The organism is Pseudomonas sp. R1-1 (genome assembly GCF_051132135.1).
In the GTDB taxonomy this organism is placed as follows: domain Bacteria; phylum Pseudomonadota; class Gammaproteobacteria; order Pseudomonadales; family Pseudomonadaceae; genus Aquipseudomonas.
Window position 1 is genome coordinate 4,621,734 of the sequence record NZ_CP071663.1, and the last position, 19,820, is coordinate 4,641,553.

At 59.4% G+C, this 19,820-nt stretch carries 24 protein-coding genes; 11 read left to right on the top strand and 13 right to left on the bottom strand.

Translation table 11 applies throughout. From position 1 onward, the window contains the following. Nucleotides 1-170 precede the first annotated feature (170 nt). Both J3P75_RS20675 and J3P75_RS20680 read left to right on the top strand, forming a co-directional pair. Nucleotides 171-716, top strand: coding sequence for a hypothetical protein (locus tag J3P75_RS20675; RefSeq protein WP_434707990.1), 546 nt, complete (start codon nucleotides 171-173; stop codon nucleotides 714-716). After that, nucleotides 713-913: a hypothetical protein gene (locus tag J3P75_RS20680; RefSeq protein WP_434707991.1), complete on the top strand. Its 201-nt coding sequence runs from the start codon at nucleotides 713-715 to the stop codon at nucleotides 911-913. The genes J3P75_RS20675 and J3P75_RS20680 overlap by 4 nt, the downstream gene beginning before the upstream one ends. Before the next feature lie 49 nt (nucleotides 914-962). Here the strand turns inward: J3P75_RS20680 and J3P75_RS20685 are convergent, their stop codons facing one another. Both J3P75_RS20685 and cysK read right to left on the bottom strand, forming a co-directional pair. Further along, nucleotides 963-1,901 carry an aspartyl/asparaginyl beta-hydroxylase domain-containing protein gene (locus J3P75_RS20685; protein WP_434707992.1) on the bottom strand — a complete coding sequence of 313 codons (939 nt, stop codon included), beginning with the start codon at nucleotides 1,899-1,901 and terminating at the stop codon, nucleotides 963-965. 181 nt (nucleotides 1,902-2,082) lie between these two features. After that, nucleotides 2,083-3,057, bottom strand: coding sequence for a cysteine synthase A (cysK, locus tag J3P75_RS20690; protein WP_208938327.1), 975 nt, complete (start codon nucleotides 3,055-3,057; stop codon nucleotides 2,083-2,085). Between the two features lie 141 nt (nucleotides 3,058-3,198). Between cysK and J3P75_RS20695 the strand changes: the two genes are divergently transcribed. After that, nucleotides 3,199-4,275 carry a DUF748 domain-containing protein gene (locus tag J3P75_RS20695; RefSeq protein ID WP_434707993.1) on the top strand — a complete coding sequence of 359 codons (1,077 nt, stop codon included), beginning with the start codon at nucleotides 3,199-3,201 and terminating at the stop codon, nucleotides 4,273-4,275. Here J3P75_RS20695 and J3P75_RS20700 read toward each other — a convergent pair. Further along, nucleotides 4,272-4,766 (bottom strand): helix-turn-helix domain-containing protein, encoded by a 495-nt coding sequence (locus tag J3P75_RS20700; RefSeq protein ID WP_434707994.1) that lies wholly within the window; start codon nucleotides 4,764-4,766, stop codon nucleotides 4,272-4,274. The genes J3P75_RS20695 and J3P75_RS20700 overlap by 4 nt on opposite strands. After that, nucleotides 4,754-4,984, bottom strand: a complete 231-nt coding sequence (locus J3P75_RS20705; RefSeq protein WP_434707995.1) for a DUF4160 domain-containing protein — start codon at nucleotides 4,982-4,984, stop codon at nucleotides 4,754-4,756. The genes J3P75_RS20700 and J3P75_RS20705 overlap by 13 nt, the downstream gene beginning before the upstream one ends. A gap of 199 nt (nucleotides 4,985-5,183) precedes the next feature. On the opposite strand from J3P75_RS20705, the gene J3P75_RS20710 reads away from it, so the two are divergent. Next, nucleotides 5,184-6,029 carry an AAA family ATPase gene (locus J3P75_RS20710; protein WP_076566454.1) on the top strand — a complete coding sequence of 282 codons (846 nt, stop codon included), beginning with the start codon at nucleotides 5,184-5,186 and terminating at the stop codon, nucleotides 6,027-6,029. A 12-nt stretch (nucleotides 6,030-6,041) separates the two neighbouring features. Continuing rightward, nucleotides 6,042-7,220 (top strand): vWA domain-containing protein, encoded by a 1,179-nt coding sequence (locus J3P75_RS20715; RefSeq protein ID WP_007956512.1) that lies wholly within the window; start codon nucleotides 6,042-6,044, stop codon nucleotides 7,218-7,220. 52 nt (nucleotides 7,221-7,272) lie between these two features. On the opposite strand, the gene J3P75_RS20720 is transcribed toward J3P75_RS20715, so the two are convergent. The 5 genes from J3P75_RS20720 to J3P75_RS20740 all read right to left on the bottom strand — a co-directional run bounded on the left by J3P75_RS20720 (nucleotide 7,273) and on the right by J3P75_RS20740 (nucleotide 11,650). Next, a complete protein-coding gene (locus J3P75_RS20720) occupies nucleotides 7,273-7,815 on the bottom strand; it encodes a hypothetical protein (RefSeq protein WP_434707996.1) in 543 nt (180 codons plus the stop codon). Nucleotides 7,816-7,933: 118 nt separating this feature from the next. Next, a complete protein-coding gene (locus tag J3P75_RS20725) occupies nucleotides 7,934-8,851 on the bottom strand; it encodes a biotin-dependent carboxyltransferase family protein (protein WP_434707997.1) in 918 nt (305 codons plus the stop codon). Then, nucleotides 8,848-9,552 (bottom strand): 5-oxoprolinase subunit B family protein, encoded by a 705-nt coding sequence (locus tag J3P75_RS20730; RefSeq protein ID WP_434707998.1) that lies wholly within the window; start codon nucleotides 9,550-9,552, stop codon nucleotides 8,848-8,850. Before J3P75_RS20730 ends, J3P75_RS20725 begins: the two co-directional genes overlap by 4 nt. Beyond that, complete coding sequence (locus J3P75_RS20735; RefSeq protein ID WP_434707999.1) at nucleotides 9,549-10,301, bottom strand: 5-oxoprolinase subunit PxpA; 753 nt, start codon at nucleotides 10,299-10,301, stop codon at nucleotides 9,549-9,551. Before J3P75_RS20735 ends, J3P75_RS20730 begins: the two co-directional genes overlap by 4 nt. 62 nt (nucleotides 10,302-10,363) lie before the next feature. Next, complete coding sequence (locus tag J3P75_RS20740) at nucleotides 10,364-11,650, bottom strand: MFS transporter (RefSeq protein ID WP_434708000.1); 1,287 nt, start codon at nucleotides 11,648-11,650, stop codon at nucleotides 10,364-10,366. Nucleotides 11,651-11,808: 158 nt separating this feature from the next. On the opposite strand from J3P75_RS20740, the gene J3P75_RS20745 reads away from it, so the two are divergent. After that, a complete protein-coding gene (locus J3P75_RS20745; protein ID WP_434708001.1) occupies nucleotides 11,809-12,723 on the top strand; it encodes a LysR family transcriptional regulator in 915 nt (304 codons plus the stop codon). A gap of 105 nt (nucleotides 12,724-12,828) precedes the next feature. On the opposite strand, the gene J3P75_RS20750 is transcribed toward J3P75_RS20745, so the two are convergent. From J3P75_RS20750 to J3P75_RS20760, 3 genes are read right to left on the bottom strand one after another with little or no spacing between them, the layout of a single operon-like run. Then, nucleotides 12,829-13,371: a DUF2937 family protein gene (locus J3P75_RS20750; RefSeq protein ID WP_208938335.1), complete on the bottom strand. Its 543-nt coding sequence runs from the start codon at nucleotides 13,369-13,371 to the stop codon at nucleotides 12,829-12,831. Between the two features lie 12 nt (nucleotides 13,372-13,383). Then, nucleotides 13,384-14,160 (bottom strand): class II glutamine amidotransferase, encoded by a 777-nt coding sequence (locus tag J3P75_RS20755; protein ID WP_434708002.1) that lies wholly within the window; start codon nucleotides 14,158-14,160, stop codon nucleotides 13,384-13,386. A gap of 15 nt (nucleotides 14,161-14,175) precedes the next feature. Next, a complete protein-coding gene (locus J3P75_RS20760; RefSeq protein WP_434708003.1) occupies nucleotides 14,176-14,673 on the bottom strand; it encodes an MFS transporter in 498 nt (165 codons plus the stop codon). A gap of 224 nt (nucleotides 14,674-14,897) precedes the next feature. On the opposite strand from J3P75_RS20760, the gene J3P75_RS20765 reads away from it, so the two are divergent. Continuing rightward, nucleotides 14,898-16,952: a S9 family peptidase gene (locus J3P75_RS20765; protein WP_434708004.1), complete on the top strand. Its 2,055-nt coding sequence runs from the start codon at nucleotides 14,898-14,900 to the stop codon at nucleotides 16,950-16,952. A gap of 196 nt (nucleotides 16,953-17,148) precedes the next feature. Next, complete coding sequence (locus tag J3P75_RS20770; RefSeq protein WP_090282232.1) at nucleotides 17,149-17,622, top strand: cyclic nucleotide-binding domain-containing protein; 474 nt, start codon at nucleotides 17,149-17,151, stop codon at nucleotides 17,620-17,622. On the opposite strand, the gene J3P75_RS20775 is transcribed toward J3P75_RS20770, so the two are convergent. Further along, nucleotides 17,619-17,903, bottom strand: a complete 285-nt coding sequence (locus tag J3P75_RS20775) for a hypothetical protein (RefSeq protein WP_434708005.1) — start codon at nucleotides 17,901-17,903, stop codon at nucleotides 17,619-17,621. The two genes, J3P75_RS20770 and J3P75_RS20775, sit on opposite strands and share 4 nt — an antisense overlap. Before the next feature lie 80 nt (nucleotides 17,904-17,983). Between J3P75_RS20775 and J3P75_RS20780 the strand changes: the two genes are divergently transcribed. The 3 genes from J3P75_RS20780 (at nucleotide 17,984) to J3P75_RS20790 (ending at nucleotide 19,771) form a co-directional block, all read left to right on the top strand. Next, complete coding sequence (locus tag J3P75_RS20780) at nucleotides 17,984-18,670, top strand: spermidine synthase (RefSeq protein WP_434708006.1); 687 nt, start codon at nucleotides 17,984-17,986, stop codon at nucleotides 18,668-18,670. Nucleotides 18,671-18,719: 49 nt separating this feature from the next. Beyond that, a complete protein-coding gene (locus J3P75_RS20785; RefSeq protein ID WP_007944009.1) occupies nucleotides 18,720-19,091 on the top strand; it encodes a YajD family HNH nuclease in 372 nt (123 codons plus the stop codon). Between the two features lie 209 nt (nucleotides 19,092-19,300). After that, complete coding sequence (locus J3P75_RS20790; RefSeq protein WP_095060636.1) at nucleotides 19,301-19,771, top strand: RNA methyltransferase; 471 nt, start codon at nucleotides 19,301-19,303, stop codon at nucleotides 19,769-19,771. Nucleotides 19,772-19,820: the final 49 nt, after the last annotated feature.

The following is a 19,820-nucleotide window of genomic DNA, read 5'->3' on the forward strand; positions in this document are numbered from 1 at the left end:
CTTTGGAAGGCAGGTGAGTCGTCAGATTCACGAGCGCCGACTATAACCACCGCGGGACACAGATTGCAATGACTTGGGCAAAGGGCCGCTAGCGACAGTGCGGTGCTGGGTGATTAGGGTAATTGGTGGTGGCAACGGATTGTCAGGAGACAGGGAATGCAAGAGATCACATGCCAAGGGAACGGACGTCTTTGCGGTACCAGTTGTATCGGTCAGAGGCCAGAAAACAGATTGGTCTGGAAATTGCCCGAGTACAGACGAGAATTGGGTCGACCGGCGCTGCTGCCGTTGATCTATCACAGATACGCTTTGAACCTATAGATGCGCATTCGCTGCGCGCTTTTGAACTCTGGGAGGAGCCGCATTTTTTCTGGCATGAAGTCATTGCGTGGAAAGCACGTGAACCGCAGTCGCTGGATATTGCAATTTGGTTTGAAGACCAGCTCTGCGGATTGTGCTTCGCGAACCCGAACAACAGTCGGCGCCGATTACGGATCGTCAGGCTGGAGGGCCGGCCTGGCGGAACACATCCTTTGAAAAACCGCATCGGTATGTTGGCTTTGATCGTAATTGAACGATATGCGCAATTCATCGGTTGTGATGTTCTGGAAATCCAGGAGCCCCTGAGCGGCGCGATTCCCGTTTATCAAAAGCTCGGTTTCGACTTCGACAACGAAGGCCGACTTGTCAAAACACTTAGGGATCTTGTACCTTGAAAATCGATCAATTAATAACCAATTCCGGAGCTAGCATGAGTAGAGTCAGAAAAAGACCTTCCGTGGCAATGATCCGCTCAGTAAAAAACAGAAAGTCAAGCGAGCCTGAACTGACAGCCAGTCAAAAACGTTTGTTGCAGTTGCTGGCTACAGGCATCGAAGACGAGCCTTCGGTTCTGGCTGCCGGTCGACTTTGAATAAAAAACCGCTCCTCAAGGAGCGGTTTTTTTATTGCTTGATCCAGCCTCAACCAAACAGCCAATACCCCAACAACGTCAGCACAACCACCGCCAGTACCGGCCGCATCACGCGGTAGGCCTTGGGATGACGACGCTTCCACTGTTTGACCACGCCGCTGAACCTGTCGCTGAAATTCTTGCTCCAGGCGTAAGCCTGATTGATCCCGCCAACGCGCTCGTCGTCGAGGTTCTGCGGCGCAGTGGCCCGACCGAGCCAGCCGCTGATGAAGCGGTTGATGCGGGTCATCAGGCGGTTGTTCAACGGACGTTCGATGTCGCAGAACAGGATGACGCGAGTCTGCTCGGTTTCGTTCTTGACCCAGTGCACATAGGTCTCGTCGAACATCACGTCTTCACCGTCACGCCAGGCATAGACCTGACCATCAACGAAGATCCGGCAATCGTCCGAGTTCGGCGTCGACAGGCCCAAGTGGTAACGCAGTGAACCGGCGAACGGGTCGCGATGCGGATTGAGGTGACTGCCGCCCGGCAGCAGCGCAAACATCGCACCTTTGACGTTGGGAATGGCACTGACCAGCGCCACGGTTTTCGGGCACAGGGTTTCGGCCGATGGCAGCGGTTTGTCGTACCACTTGAGGTAGAAACGCTTCCAGCCCTTCTTGAAGAACGAACCGAAACCGGCGTCGTTGTTCTTCTCTGCGGCGCGGATATAGCCTTCGTCGAACAGGTGCATCGCTTCGTCGCGAATGGTTTCCCAGTTATCGCGCAGCACATCCAGTTCCGGAAACTTGCTGCGATCCAGATACGGTTTCGACGGCACCCCGGAAAACAGGTACATCAAAGCGTTATACGGAGCGAACAGTGCCGAGTGGTTGACGAACTGACGCAATACCGGCAAACGCGCCTTGCCGCGCAAATGCACATAGAGCGTGCTGCCCAAAAACAGCAACAGCACAAACGCCTTGGCGGCAAACGAAACGGTCATCAACAACTCCTTGAATAAAGACAACGCTGCGCATGCCTTTTACCCGGCATGGCAGCCGGCCATGATAAACACTACCGGCGCCGGGAAAAACCCGCCTGACAAGATTCAGTGTCAAGCGGTTCGCAACAATGCGTTTATTAACACAGGGTGCCTGAACCCTGGCTGACCTGCATCAATCTGCTTACTGCTGGTTCTCCTGCTCGGTGAACAAGTCGCTGAACAGCATGCTCGACAGATAACGCTCGCCGGAGTCCGGCAGCACCACAACAATGGTCTTGCCCTGCATTTCCGGCGTTTCGGCCAGACGCACCGCAACCGCCATCGCTGCGCCGCAGGAAATCCCGCACAAAATCCCCTCTTCCTGCATCAGGCGCAGCGCCATTGCCTTGGATTCTTCGTCGGTCACCTGCTCAACCCGGTCGACCATCGACAGATCAAGGTTCTTCGGCACGAAACCGGCGCCGATCCCCTGAATCTTGTGCGGGCTCGGTTTGATCTCCTGACCGGCCAAAGCCTGAGTAATCACCGGCGATGAGGTCGGCTCCACGGCCACCGAAAGAATCGGTTTACCGGCGGTGTTCTTGATATACCGCGAAACGCCGGTAATCGTTCCGCCTGTACCGACGCCCGCGACCAGCACGTCGACCGCGCCGTCGGTATCGTTCCAGATTTCCGGGCCGGTGGTTTTCTCATGGATTGCCGGGTTCGCCGGGTTATCGAATTGCGCCGGCATGAAGTATTTGTCCGCATCGCTGGCGACGATTTCCGCCGCTTTTTCGATAGCGCCTTTCATGCCTTTGGCCGGTTCGGTCAGCACCAGTTCGGCACCCAGCGCCTTGAGCACCTTGCGCCGCTCAATGCTCATCGAGGCGGGCATGGTCAGCATCAGCTTGTAGCCACGGGCTGCGGCGACGAAGGCCAGGCCGATACCGGTATTGCCCGACGTCGGTTCGACAATGGTCATGCCTGGCTTGAGTTTGCCGCTGCTTTCAGCGTCCCAGATCATGTTGGCGCCAATCCGGCATTTCACCGAATAACCGGGGTTGCGCCCCTCGATCTTGGCCAGAATGGTCACGCCGCGCGGCGCAATGCGGTTGATCTGCACCAGCGGTGTGTTACCGATGGAATGGGCGTTGTCAGCAAAAATACGGCTCATTGGCTGGGTCCTTGTGCAGCGTTGAATTCAGCTTTCCACGGTAAGCCTGTTGCCCATCACAGTCCAGTCGGGTCGAACGTCTGCGAACGCGCGCAGTCAATCGCAAAGAATCCTCAAGGACCTTATTCAGGAAGCCTCGTCATGAAGCGTCGTTACAGTTGGCCGCTATGGACCCTCGCAGGCGTAGTCGTGCTGCTGCTGGCCGTGCACATCGCCCTGCCCTATCTGGTGCGCGACTACCTCAATGACAAGCTCGCCGACATGGGCGACTACCGCGGCCAGATCACCGATGTCGATCTGGCGTTGTGGCGCGGCGCGTACAAAATCAATGGTCTGAAAATCGTCAAGGTCGACGGCAAGGTGCCGGTGCCGTTCGTCGACGCGCCGTTGATCGATCTGTCGGTGAGCTGGCACTCGCTGTGGTACGACCATGCGGTGGTCGCGCAGGTGCAATTCCTCAATCCCGAAATCAACTTCGTCGATGGCGGCGCCAATAAACAGAACTCCCAGACCGGTCAAGGCACCGACTGGCGTGAGCAACTGGGCAAACTGCTGCCAATCACCCTCGACGAAGTGCAGATCAACGATGGCCGCATCACCTTCCGCAACTTCAACTCCAAGCCGCCAGTGAACATGAATGCGAGCAAGGTCAATGCGAGCATCTACAACCTGACCAACGTGGTCGACAAGGAAGGCAAACGCGATGCCCTTTTCGAAGGCAAGGCCCTGCTGTTGGGGCATGCCCCCGTCGAAGTGACCGCCACTTTCGATCCGCTGAGCGACTTCGAAGATTTCGAATTCCGCCTGCGCGCGCGCGATATCGAACTCAAACGCATGAACGATTTCGCCTCGGCCTATGGCAAGTTCGACTTCAATGCCGGCCATGGCGATGTGGTCATCGAAGCCAAGGCAGACAATGCAAGGCTCACCGGCTACATCAAACCGCTGCTGCGCGACGTTGATGTGTTCAACTGGCAACAGGACGTGGAAAACAAGAACAAGGGCATTTTCCGCTCGATCTGGGAAGCGCTGGTCGGCGGCACCGAAACCGTGTTGAAAAACCAGAACAAAAACCAGTTTGCCACCCGCGTCGAACTCAGCGGCAATGTCCACCAGCAAGATATCAACGCATTCGAAGCGTTTTTACAGATTTTGCGCAACGGCTTCATTCAAGCGTTCAACGCCCGTTATGAGCGGCCGAAGCCGGACGAGGGTTAGGGTTTACGGTTGAGGATATAACGGCCGCTATCTTCTGCTGCGATGGTCGACGGCTGCAGCGAATCCCAGCCCAGACAAGCCAGCGCGAGCGAACGAGGCACGACCTCGCGACCATTACTGTAACGGCTGATGCTGCGAGCACTGACGCCCAATGCTTCCGCGGCCTGCTGAAGCGATAGTCCCGTTCGGGCGCGCCAGTCAATGAAGATCCGGGTGTTTTCATCCAATGCATTCTGTGCCAGCGCGTCCATATAAAGGGTGTCTGCGCCGATCTGTATATCCGGTTCAGGCCATTCAACCATCCAGCCGTCCTCATCGAGCGTTGCAGTGGCGAACACGTCGCTATCGAGCAACGGTCGTAGTCCCGGAAATCCACGGATGTCTCGTCCCAGATCGAGCGTCATCTGCTGGCCATCAATGAACGTCAGCGCAAGGCGCAGATCCGGCAGCACTTTTACAGCGGCCAGACGAGGCCGCTTCATGGGTAACATCGTTTCCAATCCTCCAGTAATTGCGCCTGATGCGCGGCCACCCATCCGAGGGCCTCCTTGACAATCAGCGGCGGTGCCTTGCCCATCATCACTTCAATGGTCTCCAGGCTCAGCATCACATCAACGCCGCCACCGGTAAGGTGAACGTGAGGCGGTGGGTGATCCTTTTCCCGCAGCTGAATTAGGTATTTATCGCGAAATCGATATTTAGTAGACATGCCGCAAGGCTATCGCCAAATCGGCGATACCTGAATACTGGCCATCAGCCGAGACTGAGTCAACATGTGACGCCCCATTCAGAGACTGAATACGCCGTCTGCGTTCACAGTCGCCCGGGCTGCGCGTTATAGTCGGGCATCCGATTATTTCGCCCCCGCCCTGCCCGTCAGGTCGGTGTTACCGTTCGAGGATTAGCAGATGAAGTTCGAAGGCACCCAGGCCTACGTCGCCACCGATGACCTGAAGCTGGCGGTCAACGCCGCCATTACCCTGGAGCGGCCGCTGCTGGTCAAGGGCGAGCCGGGCACCGGCAAGACCATGCTCGCCGAGCAACTGGCCGAGTCGTTTGGCGCGAAGTTGATCACCTGGCACATCAAGTCCACCACCAAGGCCCATCAGGGCCTGTATGAATACGATGCGGTCAGCCGCCTGCGTGATTCACAACTGGGCAATGAAAAAGTCCACGACGTACGCAACTACTTGAAGAAGGGCAAGCTCTGGGAAGCGTTCGAGTCCGAGGAACGGGTGATTCTGCTGATCGACGAAATCGACAAGGCCGACATCGAGTTCCCGAACGACCTGCTGCAAGAACTCGACAAGATGGAGTTCTACGTTTACGAGATCGACGAAACCATCAAGGCGAAGAAACGCCCGATCATCATCATTACTTCCAACAACGAGAAAGAGCTGCCGGACGCGTTCCTGCGCCGCTGCTTCTTCCACTACATCGCCTTCCCTGATCGCAGCACCTTGCAAAAGATCGTCGACGTGCACTATCCGGATATCAAGAAAGATCTGGTCAGCGAAGCGCTGGACGTGTTCTTCGATGTGCGCAAAGTGCCGGGCCTGAAGAAAAAACCCTCCACGTCGGAACTGGTCGACTGGCTGAAACTGCTGATGGCCGACAACATTGGTGAAGCGGTACTGCGCGAGCGCGATCCGACCAAAGCCATCCCGCCGCTGGCAGGCGCTTTGGTCAAGAACGAACAGGACGTGCAACTGCTCGAGCGTCTGGCGTTCATGAGCCGGCGCGGCACCCGCTAAGAGGCTGCTGCCATGTTGCTCAACCTGTTCAATGAAATGCGCGCAGCGAAAGTACCGGTGTCGGTGCGAGAACTGCTCGACTTGATCAACGCGCTGAAACAGCGCGTGACCTTCGCCGACATGGACGAGTTTTATTATTTGTCGCGAGCGATTCTGGTCAAGGATGAGCGCCATTTCGACAAGTTCGACCGGGCCTTCGGCGCCTACTTCAATGGTCTGGAAAAGCTCGACGATCACTTGCAGGCGCTGATTCCCGAAGACTGGCTGCGCAAGGAATTCGAGCGTTCGCTGACCGACGAAGAACGGGCGCAGATCCAGTCCCTTGGCGGACTCGACAAACTGATCGAAGAATTCAAGAAGCGTCTGGAAGAACAGAAGGAACGCCACGCCGGCGGCAATAAATGGATCGGTACCGGTGGCACCAGCCCGTTCGGCTCCGGCGGTTTCAACCCGGAAGGCATTCGTGTCGGCGATGCCGGCAAGCGCCAGGGCAAAGCGGTGAAAGTCTGGGATCAGCGCGAATACAAGAACCTCGATGATTCGGTGGAATTGGGCACACGCAATATCAAGGTCGCCTTGCGTCGTCTGCGCAAGTTCGCCCGCCAGGGTGCAGCGGAGGAGCTGGATATCGATGGCACCATCGACCACACCGCCAAGGATGCCGGCCTGCTGAATATCCAGATGCGCCCGGAACGACGCAACACCGTCAAGCTGTTGCTGCTGTTCGACATCGGCGGCTCGATGGATGCGCATGTAAAGATCTGCGAAGAATTGTTCTCGGCCTGCAAGACCGAGTTCAAGCATCTGGAGTATTTCTACTTTCACAACTTCATTTATGAATCGGTGTGGAAGAACAACATGCGCCGCACTTCCGAGCGCACCTCGACGCAGGATCTGCTGCACAAGTACGGCGCCGACTACAAAGTGATCTTCATCGGCGACGCCGCCATGGCGCCTTATGAAATCACCCAGGCCGGTGGCAGCGTCGAGCACTGGAACGAAGAACCGGGCTATGTCTGGATGCAGCGTTTCATGGAGAAGTACAAGAAACTCATATGGATCAACCCGTATCCGAAAGATACCTGGGGCTATACCTCGTCGACCAATATCGTGCGCGATCTGATCGAGGATCAGATGTATCCGCTGACGTTGCGCGGGCTTGAGGAAGGCATGCGGTTTTTGTCTAAATAAACCGGTTCGTCCCCCTCGCTTCACGGGGGACAATCCAGAGACCCGAGAATCCTTACCAGCCTAATTTGATATAGGACGTGCAAAGCCTGTCCATGAATTCACGGTCGTCCGTTTCGCAAATGACCGGAGGCTGCACACCTGGCCTTCTTGCCAACAGCTTCATTTTCGCTGTGTTCTGGGCCAGCAGCGTTCGCCGTTTTTTTCTTTCCAGATCGGTTCCAGGGCTGAGCAGCGTTTCACGTTTCAGCTCACCGTCTGCCGCAAAAAAACGAAATAAAACACCTGTAGCAACGCCGGCTTCGTTGTGCCCCTCGGCATTTAACAGCATGGATCTGCCGTGCTGATTTCCTCGGTGATGCCGGTCAAACATACGCTTCATACCCATACTGGCCCTGGATATGAACTGCTCGAACAAGCTCGCCGTTTCTTCGAAGCCGACCTTGTCGATACTCAACTTCTGCAGATTGCCGAAACGATCCAGTTCGCCTTTGTAAACGGCATCGTTATCGTCGGCCTCGTAGAATTCAACAATGCGAGTTTCAACACTGGCGGTGCCCTCAACGCTGACGTGAGCACTGACTTTCATATAACGCATCTGAAACTTCCTTGTGAGAGATGAAGTTCCATGATTTCACACATCGCCGAAAAGCAATGTAGGGCAATGTACTCAGCCTCAACGAATCGTCCCGGTTTTCAGTCCGAAGTTCGGACAGTCATAAGTAGGACTTCAGATAGTTGCTATGAGCTTGCCATGCACGCTCCTGCATGACCGGTGTGAACCGAACCCTGTCGCCCGGCAAATGTTGCGCCAATCGCGCCAGCGCCAGCGGCGTCAACGCCCCCAACCGCGGATACCCCCCAATAGTCTGGCGATCATTGAGCAGCACGATCGGCTGCCCGTCCGGCGGCACCTGCACCGCCCCCAGCGGAATGCCCTCGGAAATCATCGGTTGTCCCTGGTATTGCAAGGCTGTGCCCAACAAGCGAATACCCATGCGGTCAGCGCGACTGTCGAGGGTCCAGACCGTGTTGAACACATCGAACAGACTCTGCCCGCTGAACTCGCCGATCTGTGCGCCGAGCACCAGATCCAGCGGTTTATGTGATCGCAGATCAGGTTGATGCTGCCGGGGCACTTCAAGCATTGGCCGCGATGGCCCGTGATAGTCCAGCGTCGCCCCCTTGGCCAGCGGCAACCCCATGCCATCGAGACCGCCGAGCTCTTCGCGCAAAACGGTCGCAGTGCTGCCGAGCACCTTCGGCGCCACAAACCCGCCGGGCGCTGCCAGATACGCCCGGGCACCGAGCAAAGGTTGCGTGAGCTGTAAAGTCTGCCCTTTATCCAGGTTGAAACTGCGCCACGGCGCCAGTGGCTGGCCGTCGATCTGCGCGCCAAGATCCGCGCCTGCCAGTGCCAGGCAGCACGCCTCTTCAGCCACAAGCGCAAAGCCGCCGAGGGTGATTTCGATCACCGTGGCATCCAGCGCATTGCCGAGCAACCAATTGGCCCAGCTCATCGAGCACCAATCCGCCGCCCCGCCCTGTGTCACGCCCAGATGCCGCACGCCGAAGCGCCCAGAGTCCTGCAACAGACACAGCGGCGTGCTCGCGGTAATCGTCAGTCGGCTCATGCCAGCGCCTCCAACGGTGTGTCGTCACCGCCCAGGTTGATGAATTCGGCATGGCTGACCGCTTCGAAGCGCACGGTGTCGCCGGGCTGCATCAGGCTGTAGCCATCGCGATCACGGTCGAACAATCGTGCCGGCGTGCGCCCGATCAGGTTCCAGCCCCCCGGAGACACGACGGGGTAAGCGGCGGTCTGGCGCTCGGCAATACCGACGCTGCCGGCCGCGACTTTCTTGCGCGGGGTATTCAAACGCGGCGCGGCGAGCACTTCTTCAACCAGGCCCATGAAGGCAAACCCCGGCGCAAACCCGAGGGCGAACACCTGATACTCCCGTGCACTGTGGCGGCGGATCACCTCCTCCACCGCCAGCCCGCTGCGCTCGCCGAGCAGGCGCAATTCCGGGCCGACGCTCAAGTCATACCAGACCGGCAAGACATGGCATTGGCCAGCGGCGCGCGCATTCGGCGACAGGTCGACCAGCGCTTCGGCGATCAACTTCCGCGCTTGCGTCGGGCTCAATGCACTCAGGTCGTAATGCACCATCAGCGTGGTATACGACGGCACCAGATCGATCAGATGCCCGGCGAAGACTGCGCGCAAACGCTCGCTGGCGGCGAGCATCCACGGCATGTTGGTTTCGGCGATCTCATCAAACAGACGCAGCATCAGACAATCCAGTGCTACCACTTCTACCCTGGGATTCATGGCGCACTCAGCTGATTCAAGGCTTCACGGATGCGCTGGACGGCGGCCACCGAACTGGCGTTGTCACCGTGCACGCAGAGGGTATTGGCGTGCAGGCGCAAGGCGCTGCCGTCGCTGGCGGTGAGGTCGCCGCCGCGAGCAATGGTCAGCGCTTGCGCGACGATTGTTTCGCCATCGTGATGCACCGCGCCCGGCAGTTGTCGCGAGACCAGCCGGCCGGCGCTGTCGTAGGCTCGGTCGGCGAAAGCTTCGAACCACAGGGTCACGCCGTACTCATCGCCGATCTGCTGCGCCGCTGCGTTGTCACGCGTGGCCATCAGCATCAACGGCAGGCTGCGGTCGTAGGCTGCAATCGCCTGAATCACCGCGCGCAACTGCGCCGGGTTGGCCATCATGTCGTTGTACATCGCGCCGTGGGGTTTGACGTAGCTGACCCGCCCGCCCTGCGCCCGGCAAATGCCGTCGAGCGCGCCGATCTGATAATGCAGGATGTCCTGCAGTTCTTGTGCGGAATAGGCCATGGAGCGCCGGCCGAAGCCGACCAGATCCTGGTAGGCCGGATGCGCACCGATCTGCACGCCATGGCTCACGGCCAGGCTGACCGTCTTGCGCATGATGCCCGGATCGCCGGCATGAAAGCCGCAGGCCACGTTGGCGCAATCGATGAAAGGCATGACCTCGGCGTCCAGACCCATGGTCCAGCTACCGAAGCTCTCGCCAATGTCGCAATTCAAAAGCAGGCGGCTCACGGTGAACACTCCTGTAGGTGCTGATCTTTTTATCTGTAGGACTTTGCCTGGCAGGTTATCAGTTACTGCGCGTCGAGTTGCTTGCCACGGGTTTCCGGCAGACTCAACGCCGCGAGAATCACCACGCCATACGACACCGCAGCGAACGCACCGATACCTACGCTCAACGGCACTTTCTGGCTGAGCAGGCCGATCAACAGCGGAAACAGTGCCGCCAGTGCGCGACCGATGTTGTAGCAGAAGCCCTGCCCCGAGCCGCGAATACGGGTCGGGAACAGTTCAGTGAGAAACGCGCCCATGCCGCTGAAAATCCCTGAAGCGAAAAAGCCCAGCGGGAAGCCCAGCCACAGCATCACGCCGTTGCTCACCGGCATCTGTGTATAGAGCAGAACGATGGTGAACGAGCCGACCGCGAACAGGATGAAATTCTTTTTGCGCCCCAGCAGGTCGGTCAAATAGGCGCTGATCACATAGCCGACGTAAGAACCGACAATCACCATCGCCAGATAGCCGCCAGTGCCGAGCACACTCAAGCCGCGCTCGTTTTTCAAAAAGGTCGGCAGCCAGGAGGTAATCGCGTAGTAACCGCCGAGGGCACCGGTGGTCAGCAACGAAGCGCGGAACGTGGTGAACAGCATGCCCGGGGCGAAGATTTCATAGAACTTCGCTGGGTTCGCCGGCGTTTGCGCCGCTTTGGCCTCGCGATAAATCTCCGGATCTTTCACCAGACGCCGCACGAATATCACGAAAATCGCCGGAACGATGCCGAGAATGAACAGTGCGCGCCAGGCGTCTTCCGGTGGCAACAGCGAGAACAGCACGGCATAGAGAATCGCCGTCAGGCCCCAGCCCAACGCCCAACCTGACTGCACCATACCGACTGCTTTGCCGCGGTCCTTGGCGCGGATCACCTCGCCGATCAGCACCGCGCCCGCGGTCCATTCACCGCCAAAGCCGAAGCCCATCAAGGTGCGCGCGATCAACAATTGTTCGTAGTTTTGCGCAAAGCCACAGAGGAAAGTGAAGAAGGCAAACCACAGCACCGTCAGTTGCAAGGTGCGCACGCGGCCGATGCGGTCGGAGAGAATCCCGGCGACCCAGCCGCCAATGGCCGAGGCGATCAGGGTGCTGGTGTGAATCAGCCCCGCTTCGCCGGTGGTGATGCCCCACATTGCGATCAGCGTCGGCACGACGAAGCTGAGCATCTGCGTGTCCATGCCATCGAGGCCGTAACCGATCTTGCAGCTCCAGAAGGTACGGCGCTCCTGCTGGTTGATGTTGCGGTACCAGTCGAACGGCCCCGGACGTGCCGCAGGCTCGGATAAAGGGAGGGTGTCGGGAGCACTCATGGCAAATCTCCGCAGGTTTTTATTGGTCTTGTTCGAAGCTCCGACGACGCCTATCGTGGGAACCGCATGCGCCGATTTTTCGCCGCACGGCGCTTGTGCGTCCAACGAATAAAAACCCGCCTTAGGCATAAGAAAAACTTGTCACCCGAGCCTTGCCCATGAACCTGAAGTTTCTCGAGACCTTTGTCTGGGTCGCCCGACTGAAGAGTTTTCGCCTGACCGCCGACAAGCTGTTTACCACGCAGGCGTCGATCTCCAGCCGCATCGCGGTGCTCGAAGGCGAGCTTGGGGTGAAGCTGTTCTTGCGTGACTCGCGCGGCGTGAGCCTGACGCCCGAAGGTTTGAAAGTACTCGACTACGCTGAGCAGATGCTCGACACCATGGCGGCGCTGAAACAATCGATCGAGACCCGTTCAAGCAAGATCGGCCGGGTGCGCATCGGTGTGATGGACACGGTGATCCACACCTGGCTCAGCCCGTTGGTGGCGCAGATGACCGATCTGTATCCACGGGTAGAAATCGAACTGGTCGCGGATACCGCGCTGAACCTCTGCGATCAACTGCAAAAAGGCTTTCTCGACATCATTCTGCAGACCGATCTGATCCGCCATGAAAGCGTGCGCAGCCTGGAACTGGCCAGCCATCCGTTGGGCTGGATCGTCGCCAGCCAGTCGATCTACCATCGCGACTACGCCGACCTCGCCGAACTGGCGCAGGAACGCATCATCACTTACTCGAAAAACTCACGGCCGCATCAGGACTTGCTGGCGTTGATGCAGGCCAATGGCGTGGTGGCGCCGCGTTTGAATTGCGTGAATTCGGTGTCGGCGATCACGCGGTTACTGCGCGACGGATTTGGTATCGGTGTGCTGCCGCCGGTGCTGGTGGCCGAAGAACTGGCACGGGGGGATTTGATCCTGTTGAATATCGATCAGCGGCCGGCGGATTTGCCGGTGGTGGTGTCGTGGCGGATCGGGGTTGAGTGGGTCGAGGAGATTGTGACCTTGTGTCGGCAGGTCTTGGCGGACTATGCGCGCAAGGTGGGCACGGGTTACGTCACCCTCACGTCATGATCGTTCCCACGCTCTGCACGGGAATACTCCACGGACGCACCGCGTTCGGTTTGAAAGGGACGCAGAGCGTCCCGGGCTGCATTCCCACGCAGAGCGTGGGAACGATCAAAGGCCGCGCACGTCGCGGTCTTCGATCGGTCGGCTCTGGCGCAGGCGTCGGCCACCGAGCACTACCCAATCAATCAGGCGGAACAGGCATTCGATGCCGAACGACAGCAGCAGCGCGCCGCTCATGCCCCAGATCATCGCTTCCGGGGTCAACAGAATCTGATAGCTGTAGCCGTTCCAGGTTTCCTTGCGAATGTCCGGGTCGGCGGCGAGCACCACTTGCAGAAAGCGGATGTACCACGGCCCTTGCATCGCCTGGAATTGTTTATCCAGCGCAACCTGACGGGTGAGCAAGGTGTTCAGGCTGTCAGCATCGCTGCGGAATATCGGGTCTTCGCTGGCGCGGTAATGCGCGACCAGCGCCTGCATGTCGCCTTTGAAAAACTGATCGGCCGTGCCCTGGAAACCACGCAGACCGGTTTGCGCCTCGATCAGATGCGCTTCGACACGTTTCGCGTAATCGTTGATGAACCCCGGCACCTGGACACCGATCAACAGGCCCGCCGCAAACAACACCAGCCGTACATAACTGAGCAACATGAGCTGCAATCCTTATTCGATCTTGCCCTGGCTGACGCATTCGCCGCGTCGCCACAGGCTCCATTGGCCCGGCTCGTAGCGGGTCCAGGTTTCGTTTTCGGTCAACGGTTCGGTGGCGATCACCGTCACCACGTCGTTGGGCGTGGTTTCCGCCTGGAAGTCGACGATCACATCGACATCTTTCAGCCGCGCCGGGCCGAACGGTGCGCGCCGGGTTATCTGCGCCAGTTTGGTCGAGCAATAGCAGAACAGCCAGTCGCCGTCGCTGAGCAGGCAGTTGAACACGCCCTTGCTGCGATATTCAGCGCAGGCCGCGACCAGGTCTGGCAACAGCACTTCGATATCGACCGGCTCCGGGAACGCGGCGCGCACACGGTTAAGCAAATCGCAGAACGCCGCTTCGCTGTCGGTATCGCCGACCGGACGGTAGAAACTTTTGATCGGAGTGAATTCGGCAAGCTGGCCGTTGTGCGCGAAGCACCAGTTACGTCCCCACAGCTCGCGAACGAACGGATGGGTATTGGACAGGCAGACCTTGCCGACGTTGGCCTGACGAATGTGCCCAATGACCACTTCGCTCTTGATCGGGTAGCGCTGCACCAGGTTGGCCACTTCCGACTCGCTGCTGGCGGCCGGATCCTGGAACAGGCGCAAGCCGCGACCTTCATAAAAGGCGATGCCCCAGCCGTCGCGGTGCGGGCCGGTACGACCGCCGCGCTGCATCAGGCCGGTGAAGCTGAACACGATGTCGGTCGGCACGTTGGCACTCATGCCCAATAATTCACACATGTGCGGACTCTCGGATTACAGACGCGGCTCGACGCGCATTCGCTGCGGATTGTTCGGCACTGGCGGTCGGCCATAACGGTCATCACCGGCACCACCGAAGGGCTGATCGTCATCGCGTTCATCGGCGCGCGCCGCAGCCCTGGCCGCTTCAGCCTGCTCTCGGCGTGCTTTGGAGGCACGCTCGATCGGTAGCCGAATCAATACGAACACCAGATAGACACCCAGCGCGATCATGCCGTACATGAACAGGTCGGACACCGCCCGCCAGGCGTTGTTGCCGACCTTGAACAGCAGGTCCAGGGCGGTAATGGCGATGGCCGGCGCGACCTTGGCTTTCACCGGATCGACGATGGTCGGGCTGAACAGCAACACCGCCATCAGCACACGCAGCGGCTCGCGCAACCAGCGCCACATCCAGGTGGTCAGGCGCATCCATACCAACAGGCAGCCTACGGCAGCAAAGGCGTAGAGGCCCCAGGCGATCAGATAGTCGTTCTCGGTCATGGTGTCCATGGCAAGGCAAGCAAAGAGGCGCTTATAGTAACGACTTTTCGCCCATGCGGCTTGTCCCAATAGACACACACCTTGTAGGAGTGAGCCTGCTCGCGATGGCGGTATCTCAGTCAGAATTGATTTGAATGACACACCGCTATCGCGAGCAGGCGAAGGCCTACAGGGTTTTGCGGCGCTTTCAAGACCCGCGAAAACCCTTATTCCGAATTGTCCGAGAGCTTTCCATGCCCGAATCCGCCAACGTCATCACTGCCCCGATCGCCCACCGGGCGCCCGGCGCCGACCCGTATGCCTGGCTGCAGGAGCGCGACACCGACGCGGTGCTCGATTACCTCAAGGCCGAAAACGCTTACCAGGAAGCGCAAACCGCCGATCAGGCCGAGCTGCGTGAAACCCTGTTCAACGAGATCAAGGGCCGGATCCTCGAAACCGACCTGTCGTTGCCGTCGCCGTGGGGCCCGTACCTGTATTACACGCGCACCACCGCCGGCGACGAATACGCCCGGCACTATCGCTGCCCGCGTCCGGCCGACGACAGCCTGACCCTCGACGGAAGCCGCGAACAGCTGTTGCTCGACCCGAACGCCCTGGCCAATGGCGGGTTCTTTTCGCTGGGCGCGTTCAGCATCAGCCCCGACCATCAGCGTCTGGCCTATAGCGTCGATGCCTCGGGCGATGAGATTTACACCCTGTTCGTCAAAGAGCTGTCCAGTGACCGCGTCAGCGAGCTTGAATTTGCCGACTGCGACGGCAGCATGACCTGGGCCAACGACAGCCTGACCCTGTTTTTCGGCGTGCTCGACGACACCCACCGCCCGCACAAACTGTTCCGTTATCGCCTCGACGGAACCGCAGCCGAAGAGGTGTTCCACGAGCCGGACGGGCGCTTTTTCCTGCATTGCTATCGTGCAAGTTCCGAGCAGCAGTTGCTGCTGTCGCTGGGCAGCAAGACCACCAGCGAAGTCTGGGCGCTGGATGCCAACCAGCCGCACCTGCCGTTCACCTGTCTGGCGCCGCGGGTCGAAGACCATGAATACGATGTCGATCACGGCATGCTCGACGGCGTCTGGACCTGGTTCATCCGCAGTAACCGCGACGGCATCAACTATGCGCTTTATCAGGCGCCGGACACTGGCGAGGTGCCGAGCGAGGCGGACTGGCAGAACCTGATCCCGCACAACGACGAGGTGATGCTCGACGGCGTCAGCCTCAATGCCCAGGCCATGACCCTGAGCCTGCGCGAAGGTGGCTTGCCGATCATCGAAGTGCACCCGCACGGTCTGGCGCCGTATCGCGTGCAATTGCCGGACGCGGCCTACAGCCTCTATGTGCAAAACAGCCTGGAATTCGTCAGCGACCGCATTCGCCTGCGTTACGAAGCGTTGAACCGCCCGGCGCAGGTGCGCCAGTTGCTCCTCGCCACGGGCGAACAAACGGTGCTCAAGGAAACGCCGGTGCTTGGCCCGTTCGACGCCGACGCCTACGTCAGTCAGCGCCTGTGGGCGACCGCGCCGGACGGCACGCAAGTACCGATCAGCCTGGTGATGAAGCGCGAAATGCTCGGCAAACCGGTGCCGCTGTATCTCTATGGATATGGCGCTTACGGTTCCAGTCTGGATCCTTGGTTTTCCCATGCGCGCCTGAGCCTGCTCGATCGCGGCATGGCTTTCGCCATCGCCCACGTGCGTGGCGGCGGTGAACTGGGCGAGGCCTGGTATCGCGCCGGCAAACAGGAACACAAGCACAACACCTTCAGCGATTTCATCGCCTGCGCCGAGTTTCTGATTCTCAACGGCATCACCACCGCGGAAAAACTCGCAATCAGCGGCGGCAGCGCCGGTGGCTTGCTGATCGGCGCGGTGCTGAACCAGCGTCCCGACCTGTTCGGCGTGGCGATTGCCGAAGTGCCGTTCGTCGACGTGCTCAACACCATGCTCGACCCGGAACTGCCGCTGACCGTCACCGAATACGACGAGTGGGGCAACCCGGAAGAACCGGACGTCTATGATCGGATCAAGGCTTACGCGCCGTACGAAAACGTCACCGCGCAGGCTTATCCGCCGCTGCTGGTAATCGCCGGTTACAACGACAGCCGCGTGCAATATTGGGAAGCGGCCAAGTGGGTGGCGAAATTGCGCGCGACCAAGACCGACAACAACCCGCTGCTGCTCAAGACCGAACTGGGCGCCGGGCATGGCGGGATGAGCGGGCGTTATCAGGGATTACGTGACGTAGCGCTCGAATATGCGTTTGTGTTCAAGGTTTTGGGCCTGGCCTGAGGAACTCTGTGGGACGCTTGGGTCTTAATTCCAGACCCTAGCCTTCCACAGAGCCCCTGTAGGAATGAGCCTGCTCGCGATAGCGGTGTGTCAGTCACCTGTGATTTGAATGGCACACCGCTATCGCGAGCAGGCTCACTCCTACAAGGGGATCGTGTAACGCCTGAAAATGTGAAAACAAAAAGACCGTGACGACATGTCAGAACCGACTTTACTGAACAACGAGATCCGCGACTGGCTGATGGATTGCGGCCTGTTCGACCAATTGCAACTGGCCGACTTTGCCGCCGCGTCCGGCTACTTCAGCATCAGCACCGTGGCGCAAGGCGAAGCGATTTTTCACGAGGGCGATGCCGGCAGTTTCATGTGCATCATCCATACCGGCCAGGTGGCGGTGCAGAAAACCGGCGCCGACGGCCAGGTCATCACCATGGCTACATTGCGCAGCGGCCGGGCGTTCGGCGAAATGGCCGTGCTCGACGGCGAGCGGCGCTCGGCCACCTGCATTGCCGCGAGCAACTGCCAGTTGCTGAACCTGGGCAAGGATTCGCTGGAAAAAATGCTCAACGACGCGCCAAAGATCGCCGCAAAGATCATCCGCGCCCTCGCCGTCTCGCTGTCGAAACGCCTGCGCATGGCCGACGGTCAACTGGCGGCGCAACAGGTTTAACCGCCGGGGGATTTGGCCTTGGTGCCGTTCGTTTCGATGCCCGGCACCGGTTGATCCTTGCTTGGCGGGCTGGGCATTTCAATCGGCACCAGCGGCGGGCTGCCACTGCCGGCGCCGGACTTGGGCAAAGTGATCGGCGTGATCTGTGGATACGGCGTCGGTGTCGCAGTGCCGGGCGAACCGGGCTGCGGCGTCGGGCTGACCGGAATCGCCTGCTGCGCCTGCGCCGCAGTAATCGCGAGCGCGGCCAGGGCAATGACCGTTAGAATGGTGCGCTTCATCAAGGGCTCCGTTTGGCCTCTAGTCTGTGCTCAGGCTACTCCCAACCAGCCTGCTTGCCTTCCCCCCTGTAGAGATTTCCATGAAACGTTTCGTTCTGCTCGACACCACCCCGATCCCTGAAAGCGGCGGTGCCCTGTGCCTGTTCGAGTATGGCGAGGATTTCGTCATCAAGATCCAGGGCGGCGATGGCGGGCAATTGATGAACACGCGCATGCACGGCTCGGAAGATGCGCTGGCCGAGATTCCCTGCCGCAAGGTCGCCGGGCGGCCGGATTCGCGGGTGCTGATCGGCGGCCTCGGCATGGGCTTCACCCTGGCTTCGGCACTTAAGCATCTGGGCAAATCCGCCGAAGTGGTGGTCGCCGAACTGGTGCCCGGCGTGGTCGAGTGGAATCGTGGCCCGCAGGGGGAAAAGTCCGGTCGGCCGTTGCTCGATCCGCGTACCGTGATCCGTCAGGAAGACGTGGCGAATGTGCTGCAGAGCGAACCCAACGGCTTTGACGCGATCATGCTCGACGTCGACAACGGCCCCGAAGGCCTGACCCAGAAGGCCAACAGCTGGCTGTACTCCGCCGCCGGCCTGAATGCCTGCGCCAAGGCCTTGCGCCCCAAGGGCGTGCTCGCGGTGTGGTCGGCCAGCGCTGACCGGCAATTTTCCGACAAGTTGAAGAAGGCCGGTTTCAAGGCCGAAGAAGTCCAGGTCTTCGCCCACGGCAACAAGGGCACCCGTCACACGATCTGGATTGCCGAGAAACTCAAGGGCTGAGCTAAACTCTGCACATAACCGTCATTTGTCTTTCTACAAAGGTGAACCCATGAGTTCGTCCACCCCCACCAACACGTCGAAGCTGGACCGCATCCTCGCCGACAACCAGCGCGACAAGGAAATGGGCTACCGCGACAAGGCCCTGAAAATGTACCCGCACGTCTGCGGCCGCTGCGCCCGTGAATTTTCCGGCAAGCGCCTCAGCGAACTGACCGTGCACCACCGTGACCACAACCACGACAACAACCCCCAGGACGGCTCGAACTGGGAGCTGCTGTGCCTGTACTGTCACGATAACGAGCACTCGCGCTATACCGATCAGCAGTACTTCGGCGAAGGCTCGCTGAGCACGCCGAAAATCGCCAAGGCCACGCATAACCCGTTTGCGGCCCTGGCCGGGTTGATGAAAAAAGAAGACTGAAGATCTTCAGTGCCTGAGCTGGCCCCATCGCTGGCAAGCCAGCTCCCACAGTGATCAGGGTCGTTCACAAATTTTGTGGGTATCCCGGAAAACCTGTGGGAGCTGGCTTGCCAGCGATGAGGCCGGGCCAAACACCGCAGATCTTGAATCTGCCCGCCCTCTCCCAATCTCCGTATAATCGCGCTCTTTTTCCCGAAGGCACCCCGCTCGTGGCAGACAAACGGTACAGCTGCATTGGTTTGTATAACCCCAAATCACCCGAGAACGTCGGTTCGGTGATGCGCGCCGCCGGCTGCTATGGCGTGGCGTCGGTGTTCTATACCGGCAAGCGTTATGAACGCGCCGCGGACTTCGTCACCGACACCAAACGCGTGCACTACGACATCCCGCTGATCGGCATCGACGACCTGAAAAAGATCCTTCCGCTGAACTGTGTGCCCGTCGCCGTGGAACTGGTCGAAGGCGCCCGCCCGCTGCCGGAATACACCCACCCGGATCGCGCGCTGTATATCTTTGGCCCGGAAGACGGCTCGCTGGACCAAGAGATCCGCGACTGGTGTGAAGACGTCGTGTACATCCCGACCACCGGCTGCATGAACCTTGCCGCCACCGTCAACGTCGTGCTCTACGACCGCATGGCCAAGGGCCTGAACACTCGCTCCGGACCAAAATTCCGCTGAAGCGTCGCACATTCGATGGAACAAGCTGATCGCCGCGGCAGTCAGCTTG